General features: G+C 63.7%; 23 protein-coding genes. 6 read left to right on the forward strand and 17 right to left on the reverse strand.

All coding sequences use genetic code 11. From position 1 onward, the window contains the following. Positions 1 to 5: 5 nt before the first annotated feature. A complete protein-coding gene (locus AC1RMD_RS23675) occupies positions 6 to 632 on the forward strand; it encodes a TetR/AcrR family transcriptional regulator (RefSeq protein WP_492929987.1) in 627 nt (208 codons plus the stop codon). 8 nt (positions 633 to 640) lie between these two features. Here AC1RMD_RS23675 and AC1RMD_RS23680 read toward each other — a convergent pair whose 3' ends face one another. The 17 genes from AC1RMD_RS23680 to rpsB form a co-directional block, all read right to left on the reverse strand. Further along, positions 641 to 1,846: an EAL domain-containing response regulator gene (locus AC1RMD_RS23680; RefSeq protein WP_492929989.1), complete on the reverse strand. Its 1,206-nt coding sequence runs from the start codon at positions 1,844 to 1,846 to the stop codon at positions 641 to 643. A 20-nt stretch (positions 1,847 to 1,866) separates the two neighbouring features. After that, positions 1,867 to 2,652 (reverse strand): TrmH family RNA methyltransferase, encoded by a 786-nt coding sequence (locus AC1RMD_RS23685; protein ID WP_492929991.1) that lies wholly within the window; start codon positions 2,650 to 2,652, stop codon positions 1,867 to 1,869. Next, a complete protein-coding gene (gene rnhB / locus AC1RMD_RS23690; RefSeq protein WP_492929993.1) occupies positions 2,649 to 3,290 on the reverse strand; it encodes a ribonuclease HII in 642 nt (213 codons plus the stop codon). Before rnhB ends, AC1RMD_RS23685 begins: the two co-directional genes overlap by 4 nt. A 30-nt stretch (positions 3,291 to 3,320) precedes the next feature. Continuing rightward, complete coding sequence (gene lpxB, locus AC1RMD_RS23695) at positions 3,321 to 4,499, reverse strand: lipid-A-disaccharide synthase (RefSeq protein WP_492929995.1); 1,179 nt, start codon at positions 4,497 to 4,499, stop codon at positions 3,321 to 3,323. Then, positions 4,483 to 5,271: an acyl-ACP--UDP-N-acetylglucosamine O-acyltransferase gene (gene lpxA / locus AC1RMD_RS23700; protein ID WP_492929997.1), complete on the reverse strand. Its 789-nt coding sequence runs from the start codon at positions 5,269 to 5,271 to the stop codon at positions 4,483 to 4,485. Before lpxA ends, lpxB begins: the two co-directional genes overlap by 17 nt. A gap of 2 nt (positions 5,272 to 5,273) precedes the next feature. After that, positions 5,274 to 5,786 (reverse strand): 3-hydroxyacyl-ACP dehydratase FabZ, encoded by a 513-nt coding sequence (gene fabZ / locus AC1RMD_RS23705; protein ID WP_492929999.1) that lies wholly within the window; start codon positions 5,784 to 5,786, stop codon positions 5,274 to 5,276. A gap of 2 nt (positions 5,787 to 5,788) precedes the next feature. Further along, complete coding sequence (gene lpxD, locus AC1RMD_RS23710; RefSeq protein WP_492930001.1) at positions 5,789 to 6,844, reverse strand: UDP-3-O-(3-hydroxymyristoyl)glucosamine N-acyltransferase; 1,056 nt, start codon at positions 6,842 to 6,844, stop codon at positions 5,789 to 5,791. A gap of 24 nt (positions 6,845 to 6,868) precedes the next feature. Further along, a complete protein-coding gene (locus AC1RMD_RS23715) occupies positions 6,869 to 7,393 on the reverse strand; it encodes an OmpH/Skp family outer membrane protein (RefSeq protein WP_492930003.1) in 525 nt (174 codons plus the stop codon). Between the two features lie 59 nt (positions 7,394 to 7,452). Further along, positions 7,453 to 9,789, reverse strand: a complete 2,337-nt coding sequence (gene bamA, locus AC1RMD_RS23720) for an outer membrane protein assembly factor BamA (RefSeq protein WP_492930005.1) — start codon at positions 9,787 to 9,789, stop codon at positions 7,453 to 7,455. A gap of 55 nt (positions 9,790 to 9,844) precedes the next feature. Next, a complete protein-coding gene (rseP, locus tag AC1RMD_RS23725; protein WP_492930007.1) occupies positions 9,845 to 11,239 on the reverse strand; it encodes an RIP metalloprotease RseP in 1,395 nt (464 codons plus the stop codon). Next, complete coding sequence (ispC, locus tag AC1RMD_RS23730; protein WP_492930009.1) at positions 11,236 to 12,429, reverse strand: 1-deoxy-D-xylulose-5-phosphate reductoisomerase; 1,194 nt, start codon at positions 12,427 to 12,429, stop codon at positions 11,236 to 11,238. Before ispC ends, rseP begins: the two co-directional genes overlap by 4 nt. Before the next feature lie 10 nt (positions 12,430 to 12,439). Next, positions 12,440 to 13,279: a phosphatidate cytidylyltransferase gene (locus AC1RMD_RS23735; protein WP_492930011.1), complete on the reverse strand. Its 840-nt coding sequence runs from the start codon at positions 13,277 to 13,279 to the stop codon at positions 12,440 to 12,442. Continuing rightward, positions 13,279 to 14,031: a polyprenyl diphosphate synthase gene (gene uppS, locus AC1RMD_RS23740; protein ID WP_492930013.1), complete on the reverse strand. Its 753-nt coding sequence runs from the start codon at positions 14,029 to 14,031 to the stop codon at positions 13,279 to 13,281. Before uppS ends, AC1RMD_RS23735 begins: the two co-directional genes overlap by 1 nt. A gap of 164 nt (positions 14,032 to 14,195) precedes the next feature. Next, entirely contained in the window at positions 14,196 to 14,756 is a 561-nt protein-coding gene (frr, locus tag AC1RMD_RS23745) for a ribosome recycling factor (protein WP_008449292.1), read from the reverse strand. A gap of 28 nt (positions 14,757 to 14,784) precedes the next feature. Continuing rightward, positions 14,785 to 15,501 (reverse strand): UMP kinase, encoded by a 717-nt coding sequence (gene pyrH, locus AC1RMD_RS23750; RefSeq protein ID WP_020702755.1) that lies wholly within the window; start codon positions 15,499 to 15,501, stop codon positions 14,785 to 14,787. A gap of 144 nt (positions 15,502 to 15,645) precedes the next feature. After that, positions 15,646 to 16,557, reverse strand: coding sequence for a translation elongation factor Ts (gene tsf, locus AC1RMD_RS23755; RefSeq protein WP_492930016.1), 912 nt, complete (start codon positions 16,555 to 16,557; stop codon positions 15,646 to 15,648). A gap of 117 nt (positions 16,558 to 16,674) precedes the next feature. Further along, positions 16,675 to 17,427 carry a 30S ribosomal protein S2 gene (gene rpsB / locus AC1RMD_RS23760; protein ID WP_070271614.1) on the reverse strand — a complete coding sequence of 251 codons (753 nt, stop codon included), beginning with the start codon at positions 17,425 to 17,427 and terminating at the stop codon, positions 16,675 to 16,677. Positions 17,428 to 17,814: 387 nt separating this feature from the next. Between rpsB and AC1RMD_RS23765 the strand changes: the two genes are divergently transcribed. The 5 genes from AC1RMD_RS23765 to AC1RMD_RS23785 all read left to right on the forward strand — a co-directional run bounded on the left by AC1RMD_RS23765 (position 17,815) and on the right by AC1RMD_RS23785 (position 23,954). Continuing rightward, positions 17,815 to 18,633: an MHFG family PEP-CTERM protein gene (locus AC1RMD_RS23765; protein WP_492930018.1), complete on the forward strand. Its 819-nt coding sequence runs from the start codon at positions 17,815 to 17,817 to the stop codon at positions 18,631 to 18,633. Positions 18,634 to 18,812: 179 nt separating this feature from the next. After that, on the forward strand, positions 18,813 to 19,640 hold the full coding sequence (map, locus tag AC1RMD_RS23770) for a type I methionyl aminopeptidase (protein ID WP_492930019.1): 828 nt from the start codon (positions 18,813 to 18,815) through the stop codon (positions 19,638 to 19,640). A gap of 7 nt (positions 19,641 to 19,647) precedes the next feature. Beyond that, positions 19,648 to 22,230, forward strand: coding sequence for a [protein-PII] uridylyltransferase (locus tag AC1RMD_RS23775; protein ID WP_492930021.1), 2,583 nt, complete (start codon positions 19,648 to 19,650; stop codon positions 22,228 to 22,230). 76 nt (positions 22,231 to 22,306) lie between these two features. Then, complete coding sequence (locus AC1RMD_RS23780) at positions 22,307 to 23,056, forward strand: pseudouridine synthase (protein ID WP_217940239.1); 750 nt, start codon at positions 22,307 to 22,309, stop codon at positions 23,054 to 23,056. Positions 23,057 to 23,282: 226 nt separating this feature from the next. Further along, positions 23,283 to 23,954 (forward strand): flagellar brake protein, encoded by a 672-nt coding sequence (locus tag AC1RMD_RS23785; RefSeq protein ID WP_492930023.1) that lies wholly within the window; start codon positions 23,283 to 23,285, stop codon positions 23,952 to 23,954. Positions 23,955 to 23,960 lie beyond the last annotated feature (6 nt).

Raw genomic sequence — 23,960 nt, forward strand, 5'->3', positions numbered from 1 at the left:
GCACAATGACGACCGCGCCGCGCGCAACCTACCATCACGGCGACCTACGCTCCGCGCTGATACTCGGCGCGCAAGAACTGCTGATCGAACAAGGCATCGAAGCCTTCAGCCTGCGCGCCTTGGCGCGGCGGGCCGGCGTCTCCCCTGCCGCACCCGCCTATCACTTCGGCGACGCCGCCGGCCTGCTGACGGAGGTGGCGATACGCGGCTTCGACGAACTCACGCGCTGCATGACGGCCAGCACGGCCGTCGGCGCGCGCTCGCCGGTCGAACGGCTGCACGCGATGGGACATGCCTACATCCACTTCGCATTCGCCAACCCGGCCTTGTTCCACCTGATGTTCAGGAAAGAGAAGATGTGCATCACCGAAGCGCTGAAAGCCAGCGCCAATGCCGCTTTTTCGCATCTGCAGGCGGCGGTGTGCGAGGCCGCCGGCATCGGCGAACAGGACATCGGCGAGGATTTGCTGGCGTCCATGCTGGCCGCCTGGTCGATGGTGCATGGCTTTGCGCATCTGGCGCTGGACGGCCAGTTCGAGCGTTTCGCCACGCCCGGCACACTGGACGCATTTTGCGACATCTACATCCCGCGCGCCATCGGCCAGCTACGCCTACTGACGCTGGTTAGCTAGGCGCGCGCTCAGAAGAAATGCTGCCAGTCCGCCAGCCAGGCGGGGAATTCCTCGACCGGCATCGGCTTGGCGATGTAGTAGCCCTGGGCGTAGGTGCAGCCCAGCCCTTGCAGGAAGTCCCAATCCTGCTTGGTCTCGACGCCGACCGCCACCGAGCGGCGATCCAGGCTGCGCGCCAGTCCCAGGCAGGAACGCAGCACCGTGCCGATGGCCTGCTTCTTGGAAGCCCCATCGACAAAGCTGCGGTCTATCTTCAATTCGGAGAACGGAATGCGCGCCAGCAGTTGCAGGTTGCTGCGGCCGGTGCCGTAATCGTCGATGGCCAGGCCAAAGCCCTTGATCCGCAGGCGCAGCAGCCGCTCGAGGAAATGTGGATCGGTGGTCAATACTGCCGATTCGGTCATCTCGAAGGTGATGTAGTCGGGCATGATGCGATGCCGTTCCAGGCAGGCCGCAATCTGCTCCATGAACTGCGGATGCGCCAGCGTGCCCTGGTCGACATTGATGGAAAACGATATCGGTATGCCCTGGTCGTGCAGGGTGCGGCAGGCCGCCACCGACTTCTCGATCATGCTCCAGTCGAGGAAATCGACGCGCCGGTTATCCTCCAGCACCTGCATGAACGACGCCGGCCCCAGCACGCCGTACAGCGGATGGCGCCAGCGCGCGAACATCTCCAGGCCCTTGACCTGCCCGGTCTCCAGCTCGATCTTGGGCTGGAAGAAGGGATCGAACTCGCGCATCTGCAAGCCCTGCCCCACCTCGGCGAACCCGATCGGCGGGGTATGCGCGTGCGCGCCGACCGTACGCGCCTCTTCCGGTTGCAGGTAATTGGCGATCAGCGTCTCCAGCCGGCTGCCGATCACCGGTTTGCCGATCGCGCCAAGCATATTGATGCCGTAGGCCGCCGCCATGGTCTCCACCGAGAACAGCACCGCGTTCGACTGCGCGCCCACCACCACCACGCCGATGCGTGATTTGGCTTCGGACAGCCGGCGTATCAGTTCCAGCGCATCCATGCCCGGCAGCGCCAGGTCGATGATGGCGATATCCACCGGCGGCGCGATGCCGGCGCTCAAATGGCGCAGCGCGGTATGGCCGTCGGGCGCCTGCGTGATCCGGCCCACGCCCAGGTGCACCAGGATATCGGCCAGCGCATGCCTTTGTACCTGATCTCCCTCGGCTACCAGAAAGTGCAACTGCGCGATATCCATCGACTGCTCCAATCAATCAGTTATATCTGATTCTGCCTGACTTGCTCGAAAAAGCATACTGCCGCGCATGCGGCCACGTTCAGCGACTCCACCTGGCCCAGGTGCGGTATCACCACCTGATGGGTCGCCATCGACAGCAGGTCGTCCGCCACGCCCTGCCCTTCGTGGCCGAACAGCCACGCCACCGGCTGGCGCAGGTCGACGTCGTACAGGCGCCGGGTGGCGTAGCCGCTGGTCGCCAGCGATGTCACCCTGGAGGCGGACACCAGCTGCGCCAGGTCGACGTTTTCGAAGATATCGAGCACAAAGTGCGCGCCCATGGCCGCGCGCAGCACCTTGGGCGACCAGCAGAACGCCGAACCGGCGCTGCAATACACCTGGGTGATGCCGGCCGCCGCCGCGCTGCGCAGGATGGAGCCGACGTTGCCCGGGTCCTGCACGTTATCGAGCAGCACCGCCGACACGGCCAGCGGCTCGGTCACGGCGCGCTCCGGCGTCTCGATCAGGAACATCACGCCGACGCCATGCTCCACCTGGCTGACGGCGTTGTACATCGCATCGGGCAATCCCAGCACGTGCGCGTGCTGCGCCTCCAGCCGGCCGACGATCTCCATCACTTCCGGGTTGTGCAGCGCCGTTTCGCTGACGATACACTGCTCCGGCAGGCCGCGCAGCTGCAAATAGGCCTGGCACAGGTGCACGCCATCCAGCAAGGTGCGGCCGGACTTGCGGCGCGCCTGCGAACTGCCGGCCAGCTTGACCAGTTCCTTGTACTGCGCGTTGTCGCGCGAGGTGATGGTCTTCATACGGTTCCCCCTGCGCGCAGCGCGAATTCCTCCAGCACCGCCCGCACCGGCGCGAACGAGCGGCGATGCACCGGCGAGGCGCCATGCTCGCGCAGGCGCGCCAGGTGCAGCGCCGTGCCGTAGCCCTTGTGCTGGTCGAAGCAGTACTGCGGATATTGCGCGTGCAGCGTCACCAGCGCGGCGTCGCGCGCGGTCTTGGCCAGGATCGAGGCGGCCGAAATCGCATCGACCTTGTCGTCGCCGCCGATCACCGCGATGCTCTGGATCTTCATCACCGGGCAGCGGTTGCCGTCGATCAGGGCCAAGGTCGGCACGGTGCTCAGCGCCTCCACCGCGCGCCGCATCGCCAGCATCGACGCCTGCAAAATATTGAGCTTGTCGATTTCCTCTTCCGACGCCTCGGCGATCGCCCACGCCAGCGCGTTGGCCTTGATCAGCGGCGCCAGCAGATCGCGCTTGGCTTCGGTCAGCTTCTTCGAATCGCGCAGGCCTTCGATCGGACGGGAGATGTCCAGGATCACGGCCGCCGCGTACACCGGGCCGGCCAGCGGGCCGCGGCCCGCCTCGTCGACGCCGCATATGATTTCATCGGGCGAGTCGGGCAGGAAGTCGAACAGGCCGGGGTTTTGGTTTTTCACTTTGAGTCTCGTTGCTATACGTTGATGCGGTTAGGCTTTGATGACCTTGAGCACGGCGGCCGCGCTCTCCACCGCGCTGTTGCGCAGCAGGCTGTGATGCATGTCGGTGAAGCGCTCGGCCAGCCGCAGGCGGTGCGGCGCGTCGCTCAGCTGCTTCCACATGGCTTCCGCCAGCGCTTGCGGATTGGCGGCGTTCTGCAGCAGCTCCGGCACCAGGAACTCGCGCGCCAGGATGTTCGGCATGCCGATCCACGGCTGGTAGTTGAAGTGGCGCAGGATCTGCCATTCCAGCTCCGCCATCCGATAGGCGATCACCATCGGCTTCTTGAACAGCGCCACCTCCAGCGACGCCGTGCCCGAGGCCACCAGCACCGCGTCGGCCGCGGCGATGGCCGTGTGCGATTGCCCGTCGAGCAGCTGCACCTCGACGTCCTGCAGGCCGGCCTGCGCCACCAGTTCGAGGAAGTAGCGGCGCTGCCGCTCGCCCGCCATCGGCGCGACGAAACGCAGCGAAGCATCGCGCTGCTTGAGCAGCCGCGCCGCAGTGATGAAGGCCACCGTGTTGTACTTGATCTCGGACATGCGGCTGCCTGGCATGATGGTCATCACATTGGCGTCTTCCGGCATGCCCAGCGCGCGCCGCGCGCCCGCCACGTCCGGCGCCAGCGGGATCAGCTCCGCCAGCGGATGGCCGACATAGGTGACCGGCACGCCGGCCTGGCGGTAAATCTCCTCTTCAAAAGGAAACACCACCAGCATGTGCGATACCGCCCGGATGATCTTCTTGATGCGTCCACCGCGCCAGGCCCAGATCTGCGGCCCGATGTAATGGATGGTCGGAATCCCGGCCGCCTTGAGCTGCTCTTCCAGCCCCAGGTTAAAGCCCGGATAGTCAGCGCCGATGAAGGCCGCCGGCCGCTCGGCCAGCAGCTGGTCGCGCAGCTGGTTCTGGATGCCCTTGATCTCGCGGTAGCGCGGGATCACGGCCAGCAGGCCGCGCACGGTCAGCTTGTCCATCGACCAGTGCGATTCGAAGCCCTGCGCGATCATGTGCTCGCCGCCGATGCCGTGGAAGCGCGCCTGCGGCAGGTGCGGGCGCAGGCCGGACAACAGCCGCGCCGCCAGCAGGTCGCCCGACGGCTCGCCCGCCACCAACGCCACCGACAGCGGCGCGGCAGTCGATGGCGTCAGGTCAGCGGACGATGCCACGGCTGGCGACGTTGAGGAATTCGCGCATCGAGCGGATCTGCTCGGCCGCGGCCGGCATCGCGTCTTCTTCCGCCTGCAAGGCGATCTTGGCCTCTTCCAGCGTCAGGCCGGAGCGGTAGATCAACTTGTACGCGGTGCGGATGCCGTTGATCTGCTCGCGCGTAAAGCCGCGCCGCTTCAGGCCTTCGATATTGACGCCGTGGGCCTGCGCAGGATTACCGTTCAACAGCACGAACGGCGGCACATCCTGCGTCAGCGAGGTGCTCATGCCGACGAAGGCGTGCGCGCCGATCTTGCAGAACTGGTGCACATTGGCGAAGCCGCTCATGATCACCCAGTCGCCGATTTCGACGTGGCCGGCGATCTGCGCGTTGTTCGAGAAGATGGTGTTGCTGCCGACCTGGCAGTCGTGCGCCAGGTGGACGTAGGCCGAGATCCAGTTGTCGTTGCCCAGCGAGGTCACGCCCTTGTCCTGCACCGTGCCGGTGTTGAAGGTGCAGAACTCGCGGATGGTGTTGCGGTCGCCGATGGTCAGGCGGGTCGGCTCGCCGCTCCACTTCTTGTCCTGCGGCGCGGCGCCGATCGACGAGAACTGGAAGAACTTGTTGTCGCTGCCGATGGTGGTGTTGCCCTCGATGACCACGTGCGGACCGACCACGGTGCGCGCGCCGATCACCACGTTGGGGCCGATCACCGAATACGGCCCCACCTCGACGGATTCGTCGAGCTGCGCCTTCGGATCGATGATGGCGGTGGCGTGAATCTTGGCCATGATTACTTCCCTGCAGGCTGACTGGCGTCGGTGGCGCTGCGGATGGTGCACATCAGGTCCGCCTCGACCGCGGTCTGGCCGTCGACCGTGCCGACCGCCTTGTATTTCCAGATGCCGCGCGACACGCGCAGGATCTCGACGTTCATCACCAGCTGGTCGCCCGGCTCCACCGGACGCTTGAAGCGCGCGTTGTCGATGCCGACGAAGTACACCACCGAATTTTCGTCCGGCTTGATGTCCATGGTCAGGAACGACAGGATGGCCGCGGTCTGCGCCATCGCTTCGATCATCAGCACGCCCGGCATCACCGGCTTGTGCGGGAAGTGGCCGTTGAAGAATTCCTCGTTGGCGGTGACGTTCTTGATGGCGGTGATGGTCTTGCCCGACTCCCAGTCCAGCACACGGTCGACCAGCAGCATCGGATAGCGATGCGGCAGGTACTGCTTGATCTGATGGATGTCCATGCATTTCTTGACGCAGGTGGATTCGGTGGTGGTGTTGTCGGTAGTGGTCATGATTATTTCTCGTCTTGATTCGTCAATGTTTTAATTGTTTTTTCCAGCGCGCGGATCTTATCCCGCATCGTCGACAGATTGCGGACGATGGCGGCGGATTTTTCCCACTCGCTGTTCTTTGCCAGCGGATAGAAGCCGGTGTACTGTCCCGGCTCCAGGATGGAGCGTGAAACCATGCTGCCCGAGCCCACGTGCACCTTGTCGGCGATGGTCAGGTGGCCCAGCACCATCGCGGCCCCGCCGAAGGTGCAGTATTTGCCGATCCTGGCGCTGCCGGCCACGCCGACGCAGCCGGCCATCGCCGTATGCGCGCCGATATGGCAGTTGTGGCCGATCTGGATCTGGTTGTCCAGCTTGACGCCGTCTTCCAGTATCGTGTCGGCCAGCGCGCCGCGGTCGATGGTGGTGTTGGCGCCGATGTCCACATCGTCGCCGATCAGCACCCGCCCGGTTTGCGGAATCTTGATGTAGACCCCGCCCTCGTTGGCGAAACCGAATCCGTCGGTGCCGATCACCGCGCCCGAATGGATGATGCCGCGCTTGCCGATCACGCAGCGCGCCTGGAAGGTCACGTTGGCGAACAAATGCGTCTCCTCGCCGATGACGGCGTCGCGGCCGATGTAGCAGCCGGCGTCGATCACCGCGCGCTCGCCGATCACGGCGCCGCTCTCGATCACCGCGCGCGCGCCGACGTGGGCGCTGGCGGCGATCACCGCGTCGGCCGCCACCACGGCGCTGGCGTGCACGCCCGGCGCCGGCACGAAGGCCGTCAGCGCTTCGAAATACTGCGCCGCGCGGGCGAAATACACGTACGGATTGTTGGTGACGATACGCGCGCCTTCATATCCGGCGGCGATAAAAGCGTCATCGGCGGCCGACACGATCAGTGCCGCCGCCTGGCTTTGCAGCGCTTGCGCGCGCAGTTTGCTATTGCTGAGAAAGCTGATGTGCGAAACGCCGGCGTCCGTCAGTGGCGCGATCCCGGTCACTTCCAGGTTCGCATCCCCCACCAACTGCCCGCCGAGGCGTTCGACCAATTCCCCTAGTCGAGTGCCCATCGGGTGATCCAATCTTGATGTGTTTTACTTGTCTTTATCCAGCGCGGCCAGCACTTTGTCGGTGATGTCGATGCGCGGGCTGGCCCAGACCGCATCCTGCAGCACGATGTCGAAACCCTCCACCGCCGCCATCTGCTTGATGATCTTGGTGGCTTTTTCCGAGATCGCCTGGCGTTCCTCGTTGGTGCGCTGGTTCAGGTCTTCGCGGAACTCGCGCTGGCGGCGCTGGTATTCCTTATCCAGCTCGAACACGTCGCGCTGGCGCTTGATGCGGTCCGCCTCGCCCAGCGACGGCACGTCCTTTTCCAGCTTTTCCGACGCCGCCTTCAGGCGTCCGGCCATATCCTGCATGGCCTTCTCGCGGCTCTTGAACTCTTCCTGCAGCTTCTCGCCGGCCAGCTTGGCCAGCTTGGATTCGTTGTAGATGCGCTCAGGGCTCAGCCAGGCGATGCGCGAGGCCGAGGTCTGGGCCTGCACCGGCGCCAATGCACACCAGCTCAGTGCAAGCACGGCGAGAGATTTGGTCAGGGTAGCGGACGCAGTCTTCAACTTGTTTCTCCGAAGTAAATATCAATACTCAATGCCATCGTGATGTTAACCCACCCGCCTTAGAAGCCGGTACCCATCTGGAACTGGAAGCGTTCCAGGCGGTCGCCCGGCTTGGCGTTCAGGGGCTTAGCATAACTCAACTTGAGCGGACCGACCGGCGAAATCCAGCTGATGCCCAGGCCAGACGAGTAGCGCAGCTCGGAAGCGCGCATCTTCGCACCTTCCTGGAACACCTGGCCGGTGTCGACGAAGCCGAACCAGCGCAGGCTGCGGTCCTGGCCCGAGCCGGGGAACGGCAGTTGCAGTTCGGCGGTGCCGAGCAGGCGCGAGGCGCCGCCCAGCGCATCGCCGTAGAACTGGTCGACCGCGCCCAGCGAGGAGCTCAGGTAGCCGCGCACCGAACCGATGCCGCCGCCGTAGAAGTTCTTGAACACCGGGTAGCTGCTGTTGCCCAGGCCATGACCATAATCGATCTCGCCCTTCAACGCCAGCGTCACCTTGGAGAACAGCGGCTTGTACCACTGCTGTTCGTAGACCGCGCGGTAGTACTTCTGCTGGCCGATCAGGTCCAGCTCCAGGTTGGCGCGCTGGTAGCGGCCCACGGTCGGCGTCAGCGCCGAATCGCGGCTGTCGCGCGCCCATGCCGCCGTCAGCGGCACGGCGTTGGTCGACGCAGTGCCGATACCGTCCGCGTTGCCGGTGATGGTGGTCACGTAGTCCTTGAAGCGCACCGGCGAGGTGGCGTCGGTGGAGATGCGCGAGCGTTCCAGGCCGATACCGAAGAACACCGTGTCGACTTCAGAGAACGGCACGCCGTAGCTGATGCGGCCACCCTGCTGGCGGATGGTGTAGCTGCCGATGTTGAGCGCCGGCGGCTGCTGCGTGCGCAGATAGACTTCATACGAACGCGATACGCCTTCGTCGGTGTAGTACGGGTCGGTCTGCGAGAACGACAGCGTGCGGCTGTATTTCGACGTATTGAACTCGATGCCGACGGTGGTGCCCGAGCCGGCGAAGTTGGCCTGCTGGATCGCCGCCTGGAATGTGAACTTCTCGGACTGAGAGAACGCGCCGCCGATCTGGAAGTTACCGGTCGGCTTCTCGACCACGGTCAGGTTGACGTCGACCTGGTCGGACGTGCCCTGGGCTTCCGGCGTGTCGATGGTCACGTCCTTGAAGTAGCCGAGGCGGTCGACGCGGTCGCGCGAGAGCTTGATCTTGTTGGCGTCGTACCACGACGATTCGAACTGGCGGAACTCGCGGCGGATCACTTCGTCGCGGGTGGTGGTGTTGCCGGCGATGTTCATGTGGCGCACGTAGGCGCGCTTGCCCGGATCGATGAAGAAGGTGAAGGCGACTTCGCGCTTCTTCTGGTCGATCTCCGGATTGGCGTTGACGTTGGCGAAGGCGTAGCCGAAGGTGCCCAGGCGATCGGAGATCAGCTTGTTGGTGGCGGTCAGGCGTTCGCCGGAATAGGTTTCGCCGGTCCGCAGCAACACCAGCGAACGCAGTTCCTCTTCGCGGCCGAAGGTCTCGCCTTCGAACTTGATGCCGGAGACCTTGTACTTCTCGCCTTCGGTGATGTTGATGGTGATGTAGATGTCCTTCTTGTCCGGCGTGATCGACACCTGGGTCGATTCGATCTGCATCTCGATGTAGCCGCGATTCAGATAGTAGGACTTGAGCGATTCGATATCGCCGGTCAGCTTGGTCTTGGAGTACTGGTCGGCCTTGGTGTACCAGCTGAACCAGCCGCCGGTGTTCAGGGCCAGCTGGTCTTTGAGCTCTTTGTCCGAGAACACCTTGTTGCCGACGATGTTGATCTGCTTGATCTTGGCGATGTCGCCCTCGTCCACCGCGAAGGTGATGTTGACGCGGTTACGCTCGATCGGGGTGACGGTGGTGACGATCTTGACGCCATACAGGCCGTGCGACAGATACTGTCGCTTCAGTTCCTGCTCGGCGCGGTCGACCGAGGCCTTGTCGAAAATCTTGGTCTCGCCGACGCCGATGTCCTTCAGCGCCTTGACCAGCGTGTCTTTTTCAAATTCCTTGGTGCCGGTGAATTCCACCCTGGAGATGGCCGGGCGTTCCTCGACCAGCACCACCAGCACGCCGCCGTCGGCTTCGAGCTTGACGTCCTTGAAGAAGCCGGTGGCATACAGCGCCTTGATGGCGGTGATCGATTTGTCGTCGTTGAAGGTCTCGCCGACCCGCACCGGCAGGTAGCTGAAGACCGTACCGGCTTCCGTACGCTGGATCCCTTCGACGCGGATGTCTTTGATGACGAAGGGCTCGATGGCCATGGCACTGCCGGCGCACAGCGCCAGGACAGCGGCGCCGATCAGGCTGCGGCGAAAGGAAGTTGAGTTAATACGGTCAGAATATAATTTCATTGGGGTTATTCAATGGCTAAATCAACGAACTACTTTTATATACAATGCGAGCCGGTTACAGCAGCCGCGCGACGTCGTTAAACACCGCCAGCAGCATCAACGTCAGTAACAAGCCCATGCCCAGGCGCTGCGCAATCTCACCAAAACGCTCCGGCACAGAACGCCCAGTTAAAACTTCCAGCGAATAATACAGCAAATGCCCCCCATCTAGAACGGGAATTGGTAGCAAATTCATTACCCCCAAACTGATGCTGATGAAGGCGATGAAGCTCAAATAGCTGGCCATGCCCATTCGCGCGGTCTGCCCGGCATAATCGGCGATGGTGATCGGGCCGGTGACGTTCTTCAGCGAGACTTCGCCGGTGATCATCTTGCCGATCATTTTGACCGTCATGGTGCAGGTATCCCATACCCGCGCCACCGCCTTGCCGACGGCCGCGAGCGGGGATGATGGCACGCTGATCATATCCGGCTGCTGCTCGACGTAAGCGCTGATCTTACCGACTGTTACAGTTCCCTTACCGGTTTTTGCCTCGCCATTCAGCAATTCCGCCTGCGGCACCATCGGCAGCACCAGCTGCCGGCCGGCGCGGCGCACCGCCACCTGCACCGTCTTGCCGGCCGAGGCGCGGATGATGTCGATGAAGGCGATGCCGTCGCCCACCGGCGTGTCGTCCACCGACAGCAGCAGGTCGCCCTTGAGCAGGCCGGCGCGCGCGGCGGGACCGCCGGGTAACACTTCCTGCACCACCGGCGCCGGACGGCCCACGCCGACACCGAGCTTGCCCGGCACGTCGCCTTCCAGGTCCAGCGTCGCCAGCGCGTCGGCCGGCAGCACGAAAGTGAAGCGGCCCTGCCCCAAGCGCTCGACGGCGACGCGGGCTTCTTTTTTATCGATCGCGGCCTGGATCAGGTTCCAGCGCAGCTCGGACCAGACGGCCACCGGCTGCTCGTTGACGGCGGTGACCACGTCGCCGCTGCGCAGGCCCGCGCTCCAGGCGACGGTGGGCGCGGCGCCCGCCATTGCAGGCTCGGTGGCGCGCACGCTGATCTTGCTGGTCGGTTCTTCCACGCCGTGCATGTACAGGCCGGCGAACAGCACGATCGCGATCAGGAAATTGGCCAGCGGGCCGGCCGCCACGATGGCGATGCGCTTCCACACATTCTGGCGGGTGAATTCGCGTTGGAGGTCTGCCGGCGACAGGTCGCCCAGGTCACCCTCGCGCGAGTCGAGCATCTTGACGTAGCCGCCCAGCGGCAGCGCCGACACCGCCCACTCGGTCTGGTCGGGACCGAAACGGCGCGACCACACCACCTTGCCCATGCCGACCGAGAAGCGCAGCACCTTCACCCCGCACCAGCGCGCCACCAGGTAGTGTCCCAGTTCGTGGAAGATGATCAGGGAACCCAGGCAGACGACAAATGCCAGCACGGTTTGCAGGAAGTTCATTTTGCCAGTCCGGCGATATAGGTTTCAGCGGCGGCGCGCGCCAGCGCATCCTGCGCCATCACGGCTTCGATGCTGTGCGCATCGCCATGCGGCAGCGTCTCCATCACATGCGCGCTCACGCGGTCGATCTGGCGGAAGCCGATCCGCAGGTCGAGGAAGGCCTGCACCGCGATCTCGTTGGCCGCGTTCAGCAGCGCCGGCGCGGTGCCGCCGGCCTTGAGCGCCTCGAAGGCCAGCGCCAGGCAGGGGAAGCGGTTGAAATCGGGACGTTCGAATTGCAGCGTGGCGATCTGCGTCAGGTCCAGCTGCGCCACGCCCGATTCGATGCGCTCCGGGTAGGCCAGCGCGTGCGCGATCGGCGTGCGCATGTCGGGATTGCCCAACTGCGCCAGCACCGAACCGTCGACATACGACACCATCGAATGGATCACCGACTGCGGATGGATCACCACCTCGATCTGCTCGGCCGGCGCGCCGAACAGCCAGTGCGCCTCGATCACTTCCAGGCCCTTGTTCATCATGGTCGCCGAATCGACCGAGATCTTGCGGCCCATCGACCAGTTGGGGTGCTTGCAGGCCTGCTCCGGCGTCACCGCGTCGAGCGTGGCGACGTCGCGCGTCAGGAACGGCCCGCCGGAAGCGGTCAGCAGGATCTTGGCGATGCCGGCCTTGCGGTCGCGCACCGCCGGCACGCGGCCGCCGAACTGCGGCATGCCCTGGAAGATCGCATTGTGTTCGCTGTCGATCGGCAGCAGCACCGCGCCCGCCGCGTGGGCGGCGTCGATGAACAGCTGGCCGGACATCACCAGCGCCTCCTTGTTGGCCAGCAGGACCTTCTTGCCGGCGCCGGCCGCGGCCAGCGTCGGCGCCAGGCCGGCGGCGCCGACGATGGCCGCCATCACGCTGTCGACTTCCGCCGCGCTGGCGATGCTGCACAGGGCCGCCTCGCCGTATTCCACTTCGGTGTTGACGCCGGCGGCGCGCAGCAGCGCCGTCAGCGCGCTGGCGCCGGCCGCCGTGCCGACCACCGCGCGCGCGGGGCGGAACTGGATGCACTGGGCCGCCAGCTGATCGACCCGGCTATGCGCCGACAGGGCGTAGACGGAATAACGCTCGGGATGGCGGGCGAGCACGTCCAGCGTGGACACGCCGATCGAACCGGTGGCGCCAAGGATGGTGATGCGTTGCATAGTTATACTTTCAGAACCAGGAGCCGATCAGCGCGGCCAGCGGCAGGACCGGGATCAAGGCGTCGATACGGTCAAGCACGCCGCCGTGGCCCGGCAGCAGCTTGCTGCTGTCCTTGATGGCGGCGCGGCGCTTGAGTTGGGATTCGAACAGGTCGCCGATCACCGACGCGGCGACGATCAGCAGCAGCACCAGCAGGGCCAGGGGCCAGCCGAAGCGCGCCTGCAATTGGAAGGCGAAGGTATCCCGCAGCCACGGCTGGCCGGCGGCCAGCAGCACGCTGATCGAGGCGATCGCCAGCACGGCGATGCCGCCGCCGATCGCGCCTTCCCAGGATTTGCCCGGCGAGATGGACGGCGCCAGCTTGCGCTTGCCGAAGGCCTTGCCGGAGAAGTAGGCGCCGATGTCGGCGATCCACACCAGCGCCATCACCGACAGCAGGTACACCGCCGAATGCTGGTACAGGCTGACGATGGCGAAGAAGCAGGCGAAGATCGCGAAGCTGAACGTGATCGCCAGCGACCAGTTGGCGGCGCCGGCCAGCGGCGGCAGGCCCAGGCCCAGCGACGGCGCATAGCGGATCAGCCACAGCAGGCAGGCCGCGCCGTACAGCGCGTTGAGCGCGCCCGGCTTGCCGGAGTGCTGCAGCAGGAACACGAACAGCACCGCGCCGGCAATGCCGACCACGCGCGCGCGCATGGCGGACAGGCCGAACAGGCGGGCTCCCTCCCACATGGCGGCGCCCAGGAACAGCGTGACAACGACGGCAAACGCAGGGAAATAATTGAAGAACAGGACCGGCAGCAACACCGCCAGCAACACCAGAGCGGTAATAATCCTAGTTTTCAGCATCAGCTTTTCTTTTCCGCCAGTTGCGCGCCGGTGCGGCCGAAGCGGCGTTCCCGATGCTGGTAGGAGGCAATCGCCTCGTCGAGGCTCTCGATCGAAAAATCGGGCCAGTAGGTATCGGTGAAGAACAGTTCGGTGTAGGCGAGCTGCCACAACAGGAAATTGGAGATGCGCTGCTCGCCGCCGGTGCGGATGAACAGGTCGGGCTCGGGCGCGTAGGCCATCGCCAGGTGGGGCGCCAGCTGCTCTTCGGAGAAGTTGGCGGCGCCGGGATGGGCCGCCACCATCTGGCCGACCGCCTGCATGATGTCCCAGCGGCCGCCATAGTTGGCGCACACGGTGACGGTCATGCGGGTGTTGTTGGCGGTCTTGCGCTCGGCGTTGGCGATCATGCTTTGCAGCTTGTCGTCGAAGCGGCTGAGATCGCCGACCACCTTGAGGCGGATGTTATTGGCGTGCAGCTTGGACACTTCGCGGTCCAGCGCCGTCACGAACAGGCGCATCAGCAGCGACACTTCCTCTTCCGGGCGGCGCCAGTTTTCGGAGCTGAAGGCGAACAGGGTCAGGTACTCGACGCCGCGGCGGGCGCAGGCCTCGACCACGGTGCGCACGGCGTCCACGCCCTTGACGTGGCCGGCGACGCGCGGCAGGTAGCGCTTGGTGGCCCAGCGGCCATTGCCATCCATGATGATCGCGACATGGCGCGGCACGGACGGTGCGTCTGGAACCTCAGTAGTCGAACTCGTATATTTCATGAAAACTTTGGTGCCAAAGTATAAAGTATTGCAGGTGTGGCGCAAAAAGACAAGACGCCCTGGGGTCAAGTCTGACATTCGGACACGAGCTGGTCCGTAGCAAGCGCTACGGACCAGCTCGTGTCCGAATGTCAGACTTGACCCCAGTTTGGCGCCGCCGACGGTTAAACCGTCAGAACTTCTTTTTCTTTCTCGGCGACCATCTTGTCGATGTCAACGATGAACTTGTCGGTCAGCTTTTGCACTTCGTCGGTGCCGCGGCGCTCGTCGTCTTCCGAGATCGCCTTGTCCTTGACCAGCTTCTTCATGCCTTCGTTGGCGTCGCGACGAATGTTGCGGACGGCGATTTTCGCGTCTTCCGCTTCGCTCTTGACCAGCTTGACCATTTCCTTGCGGCGCTCCTCGGTCAGCGGCGGGGTCGGCACGCGGATCATGTCGCCCTGCGACGACGGATTCAGGCCCAGGTCCGCGTCGCGGATGGCTTTCTCGATGGTGGCGGCCATCTTCTTCTCGAACGGCTGCACACCGATGGTGCGGGCGTCGATCAGGGTCACGTTGGCGACCTGGGTCAGCGCGGTCGGCGAACCGTAGTACTCCACTTGCACGTGGTCCAGGATGCCGGTGTGGGCGCGGCCGGTACGAACCTTGGCCAGATCGGCACGCAAGGTTTCCAGCGATTTGATCATGCGCTCTTGCGCACTTTTTTTAACGTCAGCTACGGACATTGCTGCTCTCCTGTAATCGAAATATTGTTTAAACGTGAACCAGTGTACCCTCATCCTCGCCCATGATGACGCGCATCAGCGCGCCCGGCTTGGTGATGGAGAACACTTTGATCGGCAGCTTCTGGTCGCGGCACAGCGCGAAGGCGGTGGCGTCCATGACCTGCAAATGCTTGGCGATGGCTTCGTCGAAAGTGATGGAGCTGTACAGCGTGGCGTTCGGATCCTTCTTCGGATCGGCGGTGTAGACACCGTCGACCTTGGTGGCCTTGAGCACGATCTCCGCGCTCATCTCCGAACCGCGCAGCGCCGCGGCGGTGTCGGTGGTGAAGAACGGGTTGCCGGTGCCGGCCGCAAACACCACGACCTTGCCTTCTTCCAGATACTGCAGGGCTTTCGGGCGCACATACGGCTCGACCACCTGCTCGATGCCGATCGCCGACATCACGCGGGCGGTGATGCCGACATGGCGCATCGCGTCGGCCAGCGCCAGCGCGTTCATGACGGTGGCCAGCATGCCCATGTAGTCGGCGGTGGCGCGGTCCATCCCTTGGGCGCCGGGCGCGACGCCACGGAAGATGTTGCCGCCGCCGATGACGATCGCCAGTTCCACGCCCAGTTTCGCGACCTCCGCCACGTCGGCGACCATCCGTTCGATCGTGCCGCGGTTGATGCCGTAAGGATCATCGCCCATCAGGGCTTCGCCGGACAATTTGAGGAGGACGCGCTTGTAGGCTGGTTTTGACATGAGACGAGGCTCCTAAGTTGGGTTTATTCGGGTAGGGCTGCCGGCGCCTATGATACCTTGGGCGGCGCCGGGAACGACTGTGTATTGCGGGCAAAACTTTGGTCGGGCTAAAAAAACGGGCCTCTCGGCCCGTTTTCTTTGGTATTACGCTCCCTGGGAAGCAGCCATCTGTGCGGCCACCTCTGCGGCGAAGTCGTCAACCTTCTTCTCGATGCCCTCGCCTACCACATACATGGCAAAGGCTTTAACGGTGGTCGATTTTTCCTTCAGCATCTGCTCGATCGATTGCTTGTCGTTTTTCACGAAAGCCTGGTTCAGCAGCGATACTTCTTTCAGGTACTTCTGTACCGAGCCTTCCAGACGCTTGGCCAGGATTTCCGGCGACTGCGCTGGCTTGCCTTCGGCAATCGCTTTGGCCGCATCTTCTTCAGCTTTCAGTTTTGCAACCGAACGCTCTTTTTCGATCAGTTCCGCTGGAACCTGCTCGGACGACAGCGACACCGGCTTCATCGCAGCGATGTGCATCGCCACGTCTTTGCCAACTTGCTCGTCGGCGCCGTCGAAGTCGACGATCACGCCGATGCGCGCGCCGTGCAGGTAGGAAGCCAGCTTGCCGGTGGTTTCAAAACGCTGGAAGCGGCGGATCGACATGTTTTCGCCGATTTTGCCGATCAGTGCAGCGCGCACTTCGTCCAGGGTCTTGCCGTCCAGCGGCAGCGCCAGCAGGGCAGCGACGTCGGCCGGGTTGTGCTCGACCACCAGGCGGGCGGCGTTGTTGGCCAGGGCCAGGAAGTCGTCGTTTTTCGCGACGAAGTCGGTTTCGGAGTTGACTTCAACCAGCGCGCCTACGCCGCCGGCGATGAAGGTTGCCACCACGCCTTCGGCGGTGATGCGTGCCGATGCTTTCGATGCCTTGCCGCCCAGCTTGACGCGCAGGATCTCTTCAGCACGACCCATGTCGCCTTCGGCTTCGGTCAGTGCCTTTTTGCATTCCATCATAGGCGCGTCAGTCTTCGCGCGCAGTTCGCCTACCATTGCTGCAGTAATAGCTGCCATGTGATTCTCCTGTATTCGGTGTTCGGGTGGGGTGGTGAGCGCAGCTCTAACCACTTACGTTAAAAAAAAGGGGGAGCTGTTGGCCACCCCTTTTTCCTTACAGCTTGTTACGAGCGATTAAGCCTGCTCGTTAACTTCGACGAATTCGTCGCCAGCTGCGGCTTTAACCATTTCAACTACTTCGTTACCGGCAGCAGCACGGCCTTCCAGGATGGCATCTGCCACGCCGCGGGCGTACAGAGTGATGGCTTTCGACGAGTCATCGTTACCTGGAATGACGAACTGAACGCCTTCTGGCGAGTGGTTGGTATCGACCACGCCGATAACCGGGATGCCCAGTTTTGCGGCTTCGGTGATGGCGCCTTTATGGTAGCCAACGTCAACGACGAAGATTGCGTCAGGAACGCCGCCCATGTCCTTGATGCCGCCGATCGATTTTTGCAGCTTGATCATTTCGCGCTGGAACATCAGCGCTTCTTTTTTCGACAGCTTCTCAACCGAACCGTCTTCGATCGTAGCTTCCATGTCTTTCAGGCGCTTGATCGAGGTCTTGATGGTCTTGAAGTTGGTCAGCATGCCGCCCAACCAACGCTGGTCGACGAAAGGAACGCCTGCGCGTGCTGCTTCAGCAGCAATGATCTCGCGCGCTTGACGCTTGGTGCCGACCATCAGGATGGTGCCACGGTTCGAAGCGACCTGTTTCACGTGCTTCATCGCTTCTTGATACATACCCATCGTCTTTTCCAAGTTGATGATATGGATCTTGTTGCGGTGACCGAAGATGAAAGGAGCCATCTTTGGGTTCCAGAAACGGGTTTGGTGACCGAAGTGGACACCGGCTTCCAGCATTTCGCGCATAGTTACGGACATATTAAACTCCAGGGTTGGGTCTGGAATCCGATCAGTCACCATATAGGCACCCTTGTCGACCGGATTCGCGTTTATTAATGTGGATTTCCACGGGATTTTTACAACATTGCTCAAAACCGAATTCAAGCAACCCGAGATTCTACCCTGAAAACAGCCACTTAGGCAAGCGCCGTACGCCTGCGCGCTCGCCCCGCCCCATTCTGGTGCGCCGCACCGGCCTGTCACGCGGCACCTCACATTTCCACATAGTCATGTCTTGTTACAAATAAAAAATCATCCATTTTGAGCATAAGTAGCTATTTCGTAATATCATGACGAAAACTTTAATTCCTTATTGTTAATTATTGTTAATCAAACATACTTTTTTTACCCTGAAGGTTCCCCCCCATGTCCATCCTCTTTGCCGTGACGCTAGCCGCAGTTTCCACTGTTCAGCCAAGTTGCTCTTGGGATCGCCCTGGCGTTAACCCTTACACCGGCAACACCGCCGCCGCCATCGACCGCTACACCGACATCCCGGCCGACGTGCGCAGCACGCTCAAGCGCCGCATGGAGGAAGGCCAGTCCGACGACAAAGTCACCATCACCCGCGACGGCATCAGCGGCAAGAACCAGTACGACCCGGCCATCCGCGACATGCATTTCGGCGCCGCCTCGGTGTGCGCCACCGTCACCCGCGGCAAATGGAGCGCGAAGCGCCAGGAACCGGGCGCCGTCTATTGCGTCGACCAGCACTGCATCCTGGTGCCCAAGATTTGCGGCAACGTCAGCCGCGTCAACCGCGTGCCGGTGGCCGTCGCCAAGGCGCCGGCCGCGCCGCCGCCGGTCGCCGCCAGGCTGGGCGGCCCGCTGGGCGCCAAGGACCTGGGCCTGGCCGACCCGGACCAGCACGAGACGGAAGAACTGACCGAGAAGGAATTGGCCGAGCGCGACCTGCAACAGCGCCGCGCCGCCGCCAAGGCGGAAAAACTCAACCGCCAGCCGGGCCGCGGCGTGGAAGTGTTCGACCTCGACGAAGGCGGCAACCCCGACCTGCTGGCCGACGACGGCCTGCATGCGCTTCCGGGCCAGTTCCCCGACGACGAGAATGGCAGCTTCCAGGTGCCGGCCCCGGTGCCTGAGGCCGATACCTGGGCGATGCTGCTGGCCGGCCTGGGCATGCTAGGCGTCGTCGCGCGCCGCCGCGCCGCCACGCGACCTGGCTAAGGCGTCCAGCACGCAGCCCCGAGCGTGGCGCCCGTGCCTCGCATCGGGCACCATCCTTGCATTCCCGAGCGGGGCCGCCCCGCGTCGTTTATAATTTCGACATATTTGCACGCCGCGAGCCGATTCCGTCCGCTCGCCGCCTGCGTTTTTACCGTTTACTTTGCTGATTGCGATCCACTATGTCTATTTCCATTAAATCCGCCGAAGATATCGCCGGCATGCGCGTGGCCGGCCGCCTGGGCTCCGAAGTGCTGGACTACATCACGCCCTTCGTCAAGCCGGGCGTGACCACGGGCGAACTGGATCGGCTGTGCCACGAATACATGGTCAACGTGCAGGGCACCATCCCGGCGCCGCTGAACTACTGCCCGCCGGGCTACACGCCCTACCCCAAGGCCATCTGCACCTCGGTCAACGACGTCATCTGCCACGGCATCCCGGGCGACAAGGTGCTCAAGAACGGCGACGTGGTCAACCTCGACATCACCGTCATCAAGGACGGCTACCACGGCGACAACAGCCGCATGTTCTTCATCGGCGAGCCGTCGATCCTGGCCAAGCGCCTGTCCGACATCACCTACGAGTGCATGTGGCTGGGCATCGCCAAGGTCAAGGCGGGCGCGCACCTGGGCGACATCGGCCACGTGATCCAGCAGCACGCGGAAAAGGCCGGCTACAGCGTGGTGCGCGAATTCTGCGGCCACGGCATCGGCAAGATCTTCCACGAAGAGCCGCAGGTGCTGCACTACGGCCGTCCCGGCACGCTGGACGAGCTGCAGGCCGGCATGATCTTCACCATCGAGCCGATGATCAACGCCGGCAAGCGCGAGATCCGCGAAATGGGCGACGGCTGGACCATCAAAACCAAGGACCGCAGCCTGTCGGCCCAGTGGGAACACACCATCCTGGTCACCGAGACCGGCTACGAAGTGCTGACGCTGTCGGCCGGCAGCCCGCCGCCGCCGGCCTTCATCACGGGCGCGTCGGCCAACGCCGTGGCCGCCTAAGCCCCGCATGACGACGGCGGCGATGAAGAAGGAACTGCGCGAACAACTCAAGCGCCAGCTGAAGGCCGACCGCCAGGTCGTCATCGCCGGCTTCCAGGCCGACGGCATGCCGGAAAAGCTGCTGCGCAGCCTGCGCCAGAGCGTCGACGCGGTGCTGACCACGGCCTGGCACCAAGCCCGGCTGCCGGCCAACACCGCGCTGGTCGGCGTCGGCGGCTACGGCCGCGGCGAGCTGTTCCCCCATTCCGACGTCGACCTGCTGATCCTGCTCGACAAAGCGCCGGACGGCGCCACCACCGGCAAGCTGGAGGAGCTGGTGCAACTGCTGTGGGACCTGGGCCTGGAGATCGGCCACAGCATCCGCACGGTGGACGAGTGCCTGAGCGAATCGGCGGCCGACATCACGGTGCAAACCAGCCTGCTGGAAGCGCGCCTGATCTGCGGCGACGAGCCGCTGTTCGAGCGGCTGCAGCAGCGCTACCAGGCGGCGATGGACCCGCGCGCCTTCTACCACGCCAAGGTGCTGGAGATGCGCCAGCGCCACGCCAAATACGAAGACACCGCCTTCAGCCTGGAGCCGAACTGCAAGGAAAGCCCGGGCGGCCTGCGCGACCTGCAAGTGATCCTGTGGATGGTCAAGGCCGCCGGCCTGGCCAACTCCTGGCGCACCCTGGCCACCAGCGGCCTGATCACGCAGACCGAAGCCAAGCAGCTGATGGAGAAGGAACGCGCCTTCAAGGACATCCGCGTGCGCCTGCACCTGCACGCCGGCCGGCGCGAGGACCGGCTGGTGTTCGACGTCCAGACCGCGATCGCCGAATCGCTGGGCCTGCAAGCCACCGGCAGCGGCGTCAACATGCGCCGCGCCAGCGAATACCTGATGCAGCGCTACTACTGGGCCGCCAAGACCGTCACCCAACTGAACACCATCCTGCTGCAGAACATCGAGGAACGGCTGTTCCCGAAGTCCGGCGTGGCGCTGCGCATCAACGAGCGCTTCAACGACGTCAACGGCCTGATCGACATCCGCGACGACGACACCTTCGCCACCACGCCGTCGGCGATGCTGGAGATCTTCGTGCTGATGACCGAGCGCCCTTCGCTGCAGGGCATGACCTCGCGCACCATGCGCGCGCTGTGGCACGAGCGCTTCAAGATCGACGCCGCCTTCCGCGCCGACCCGGTCAACCGCGCGCTGTTCCTGCGCATCATGCAGGCGCCGGTGGGCATCATCCACGCGCTGCGCCGCATGAACGACCTGTCGATCCTGGGCCGCTACCTGCCCAACTTCCGCAAGATCGTCGGCCAGATGCAGCACGACCTGTTCCACGTCTACACGGTGGACCAGCACATCCTGATGGTGGTGCGCAATATGCGCCGCTTCACGATGGCCGAGCACGCGCACGAATACCCGTTCTGCAGCCAGCTGATGGCCAACTTCGCGCAACCGTGGCTGCTGTACCTGGGCGCGCTGTTCCACGACATCGCCAAGGGCCGCGGCGGCGACCACTCCAAGCTGGGCACGGTCGACGCCGAGCAGTTCTGCCTGGAACACGGCGTCAGCGCCGAGGACACCGAGCTGGTGGTGTTCCTGGTCGAGAACCACCTGACCATGTCGCAGGTCGCGCAGAAGCAGGACCTGTCGGACCCGGACGTCATCGCCGCCTTCGCCAGAGTGGCCAAGGACGAGCGCCACCTGACCGCGCTGTACCTGCTGACGGTGGCCGACATCCGCGGCACCAGCCCCAAGGTGTGGAACGCCTGGAAGGCCAAGCTGCTGGAAGACCTGTACCGCATCACCCTGCGCGTGCTGGGCGGCGAGCCGCACAGCGCCGACCACGAACTGAAGCACCGCCAGCAGGAGGCGCTGGCCACCTTGCGCCTGTACGGCCTGCCGCCGGACGCGCACGAAGCGTTCTGGAAGCAGCTCGACGTCGCCTACTTCCTGCGCCACGACGCCTCCGACATCGCCTGGCAGACGCGCGCGCTGTACGACCGCTTCACCAACGACAAGCCGGTGGTCAAGTGCCGGCTGGCGCCGATTGGCGAGGGCTTGCAGATCGCCGTCTACATCAAGGACCAGCCGGACCTGTTCGCGCGCATCTGCAGCTACTTCGACCGCAAGAACTTCAGCATCCTGGACGCCAAGATCCACACCACCCGCCACGGCTACGCGCTCGACACCTTCCTGGTCACCGAGCAAAGCTTCGCCAAGAGCTACCGCGACATCATCAGCCTGATCGAACACGAGCTGTGCGCGCTGCTGACCAACCCGGAGCCGTTGCCGGCGCCCGGCAAGGGCCGGCTATCGCGCCTGTCGCGCACCTTCCCGATCCAGCCGACGGTCGACCTGCGCCCGGACGAGCGCGGCCAGTACTACCTGCTGTCGGTGGCCGCCAACGACCGCACCGGCCTGCTGTACTCGATCGCCAACGTGCTCACCAAGTACAAGATCAATCTGCACACGGCCAAGGTGATGACCCTGGGCGAGCGCGTCGAGGACGTGTTCCTGATCGACGGCGCCACGCTGAACAACGCCCGCAACCAGATCCAGCTTGAAACCGACCTGCTGGACGCGATCAAGGTATAAACTTAACACCGCGTCGTTCCCGCGCACGCGGGAATGACGAATTCCGCATTTACTCTTTAATACAGAAAACCGCCTCATGTCCGAAGAATTATTACGCTTGTCCAAACGCATGTCCGAACTGGGCCTGTGCTCGCGCCGTGAGGCCGACGAGTGGATAGCGCGCGGCTGGGTACGGGTAGATGGCCAGGTCATCTCCGAACTCGGCACCAAGATCTATCCGAGCCAGCGCGTCACCGTCGAGCGCCAGGCCGCCGCCGAGCAGTCCAAGCGCGTGACCGTGCTGATCAACAAGCCGATGGGCTACGTCAGCGGTCAGGCCGAGGACGGCTACCAGCCGGCCGTGGTGCTGATCAAGCCGGAAAACCGCTGGCCGGACGATCCGTCGCCGGAAATCTTCCACCCGACGCAACTGCGCTCGCTGGTGCCGGCCGGCCGCCTGGACATCGACTCGGTCGGCCTGCTGGTGCTGACCCAGGACGGCCGCGTGGCCAAGCACCTGATCGGCGAAACCACCGACGTCGACAAGGAATACCTGGTGCGCGTCGAGTACACCAAGCCCGGCAAGCTGCCGGACAGCGATCTGAAAAAGCTCTGCCACGGCCTGTGGATGGACGGCAAGCCGCTGCTGCCGGCCAAGGTGCGCTGGCAGAACGAGGACCAGCTCAGCATCACGCTGCGCGAAGGCAAGAAGCGCCAGATCCGCCGCATGTGCGACATGGTCGGCCTCAAGGTTGTCGGTTTGAAACGGGTTCGCATCGGCAAAGTCAAACTGGGCGACCTGCCGGTAGGCCAATGGCGCTATCTGCGGCCCGAAGAGCAGTTCTGACCGGCCCGGCGTGCACCAGAATGCACAGTGACCGAAATATTCTTGCCTTTTAGCAAGCCAAGAGCAAGAATAGACTGTAAACTGTGCAGATCGACCTCGCATCGTAGTGTCATTACCAAAGAGATATGCCGTCGTGAACGATCCTATACCGAATGAATTCCGCCGCGGTCCTCCCAGCCTAAAAGATGCTGTGGAGCCCATTCCGGCGGGTTCCAAACCGCACGAGATGACCGATGAACATGACATCGGCGATTCTCTCACCCTGCTCGCCGACAACGGCGATCCGATCTCCATTTATCCGGCCAGCACCACCAATGTGGTGATGGCGCGGATTAAATCGGTCGATCCCGAAAATCCGTTTTTTGTGCTGGAACTGAACGAGGGCGAGTTCCTGCCGCCCGGCGACGCCGTGTTTGTCGCCTGGCTGCGCGCGGCCAAGGTGCAGTTCAAGCTCAGTTCGCCGGACTGGGCTTGCACGCCCGGCGAGCCGACCATGATCCCGCTCGATTTTCCGACCAAGTGCCAGGTGCTGAACCGCCGCGCATCGACCCGGCTGGAAACGCCGCTGGGCATCTACTACATGGCTTCGTTTGTGCTGAACGGCAAGCCCTACGAGCTGCAACTGTACGACTTCTCGGCCGGTGGCGTCGGCATGCGGGCGCCGCCGCGCGACTGCGTCGGCCTGTATGTCGGCCGCAAGCTGCAACGCGTGCGGCTGGAGCTGGGCCCGGATTCGGTGATGATCGCCGACCTCGACATCCGCCTGTCGCGCACCTTCCGCTCCTTCCTGCTGGGCGAGCAGGTGCAGATCGGCTGCCAGTTCGTCAACCTGTCGCCGTCGATGCAGGAAGAACTGGCGCGATTGCTGGACAAGCTCAACCTGAGCAAACAGCGCTAGCCGTCG

It is taken from the genome of Duganella sp. GW822-FHT06D06 (assembly GCF_058799615.1).

Coding starts and splice junctions, on each gene's coding strand:
- AC1RMD_RS23675 (WP_492929987.1), top strand. CDS start 6: ATGACGACCGCGCCGCGCGCAACCTACCATCACGGCGACCTACGCTCC.
- AC1RMD_RS23680 (WP_492929989.1), bottom strand. CDS start 1,846: ATGGATATCGCGCAGTTGCACTTTCTGGTAGCCGAGGGAGATCAGGTA.
- AC1RMD_RS23685 (WP_492929991.1), bottom strand. CDS start 2,652: ATGAAGACCATCACCTCGCGCGACAACGCGCAGTACAAGGAACTGGTC.
- lpxA (WP_492929997.1), bottom strand. CDS start 5,271: ATGGCCAAGATTCACGCCACCGCCATCATCGATCCGAAGGCGCAGCTC.
- fabZ (WP_492929999.1), bottom strand. CDS start 5,786: ATGACCACTACCGACAACACCACCACCGAATCCACCTGCGTCAAGAAA.
- lpxD (WP_492930001.1), bottom strand. CDS start 6,844: ATGGGCACTCGACTAGGGGAATTGGTCGAACGCCTCGGCGGGCAGTTG.
- bamA (WP_492930005.1), bottom strand. CDS start 9,789: ATGAAATTATATTCTGACCGTATTAACTCAACTTCCTTTCGCCGCAGC.
- rseP (WP_492930007.1), bottom strand. CDS start 11,239: ATGAACTTCCTGCAAACCGTGCTGGCATTTGTCGTCTGCCTGGGTTCC.
- ispC (WP_492930009.1), bottom strand. CDS start 12,429: ATGCAACGCATCACCATCCTTGGCGCCACCGGTTCGATCGGCGTGTCC.
- AC1RMD_RS23735 (WP_492930011.1), bottom strand. CDS start 13,279: ATGCTGAAAACTAGGATTATTACCGCTCTGGTGTTGCTGGCGGTGTTG.
- uppS (WP_492930013.1), bottom strand. CDS start 14,031: ATGAAATATACGAGTTCGACTACTGAGGTTCCAGACGCACCGTCCGTG.
- frr (WP_008449292.1), bottom strand. CDS start 14,756: ATGTCCGTAGCTGACGTTAAAAAAAGTGCGCAAGAGCGCATGATCAAA.
- pyrH (WP_020702755.1), bottom strand. CDS start 15,501: ATGTCAAAACCAGCCTACAAGCGCGTCCTCCTCAAATTGTCCGGCGAA.
- tsf (WP_492930016.1), bottom strand. CDS start 16,557: ATGGCAGCTATTACTGCAGCAATGGTAGGCGAACTGCGCGCGAAGACT.
- rpsB (WP_070271614.1), bottom strand. CDS start 17,427: ATGTCCGTAACTATGCGCGAAATGCTGGAAGCCGGTGTCCACTTCGGT.
- AC1RMD_RS23765 (WP_492930018.1), top strand. CDS start 17,815: ATGTCCATCCTCTTTGCCGTGACGCTAGCCGCAGTTTCCACTGTTCAG.
- map (WP_492930019.1), top strand. CDS start 18,813: ATGTCTATTTCCATTAAATCCGCCGAAGATATCGCCGGCATGCGCGTG.
- AC1RMD_RS23775 (WP_492930021.1), top strand. CDS start 19,648: ATGACGACGGCGGCGATGAAGAAGGAACTGCGCGAACAACTCAAGCGC.
- AC1RMD_RS23780 (WP_217940239.1), top strand. CDS start 22,307: ATGTCCGAAGAATTATTACGCTTGTCCAAACGCATGTCCGAACTGGGC.
- AC1RMD_RS23785 (WP_492930023.1), top strand. CDS start 23,283: ATGACCGATGAACATGACATCGGCGATTCTCTCACCCTGCTCGCCGAC.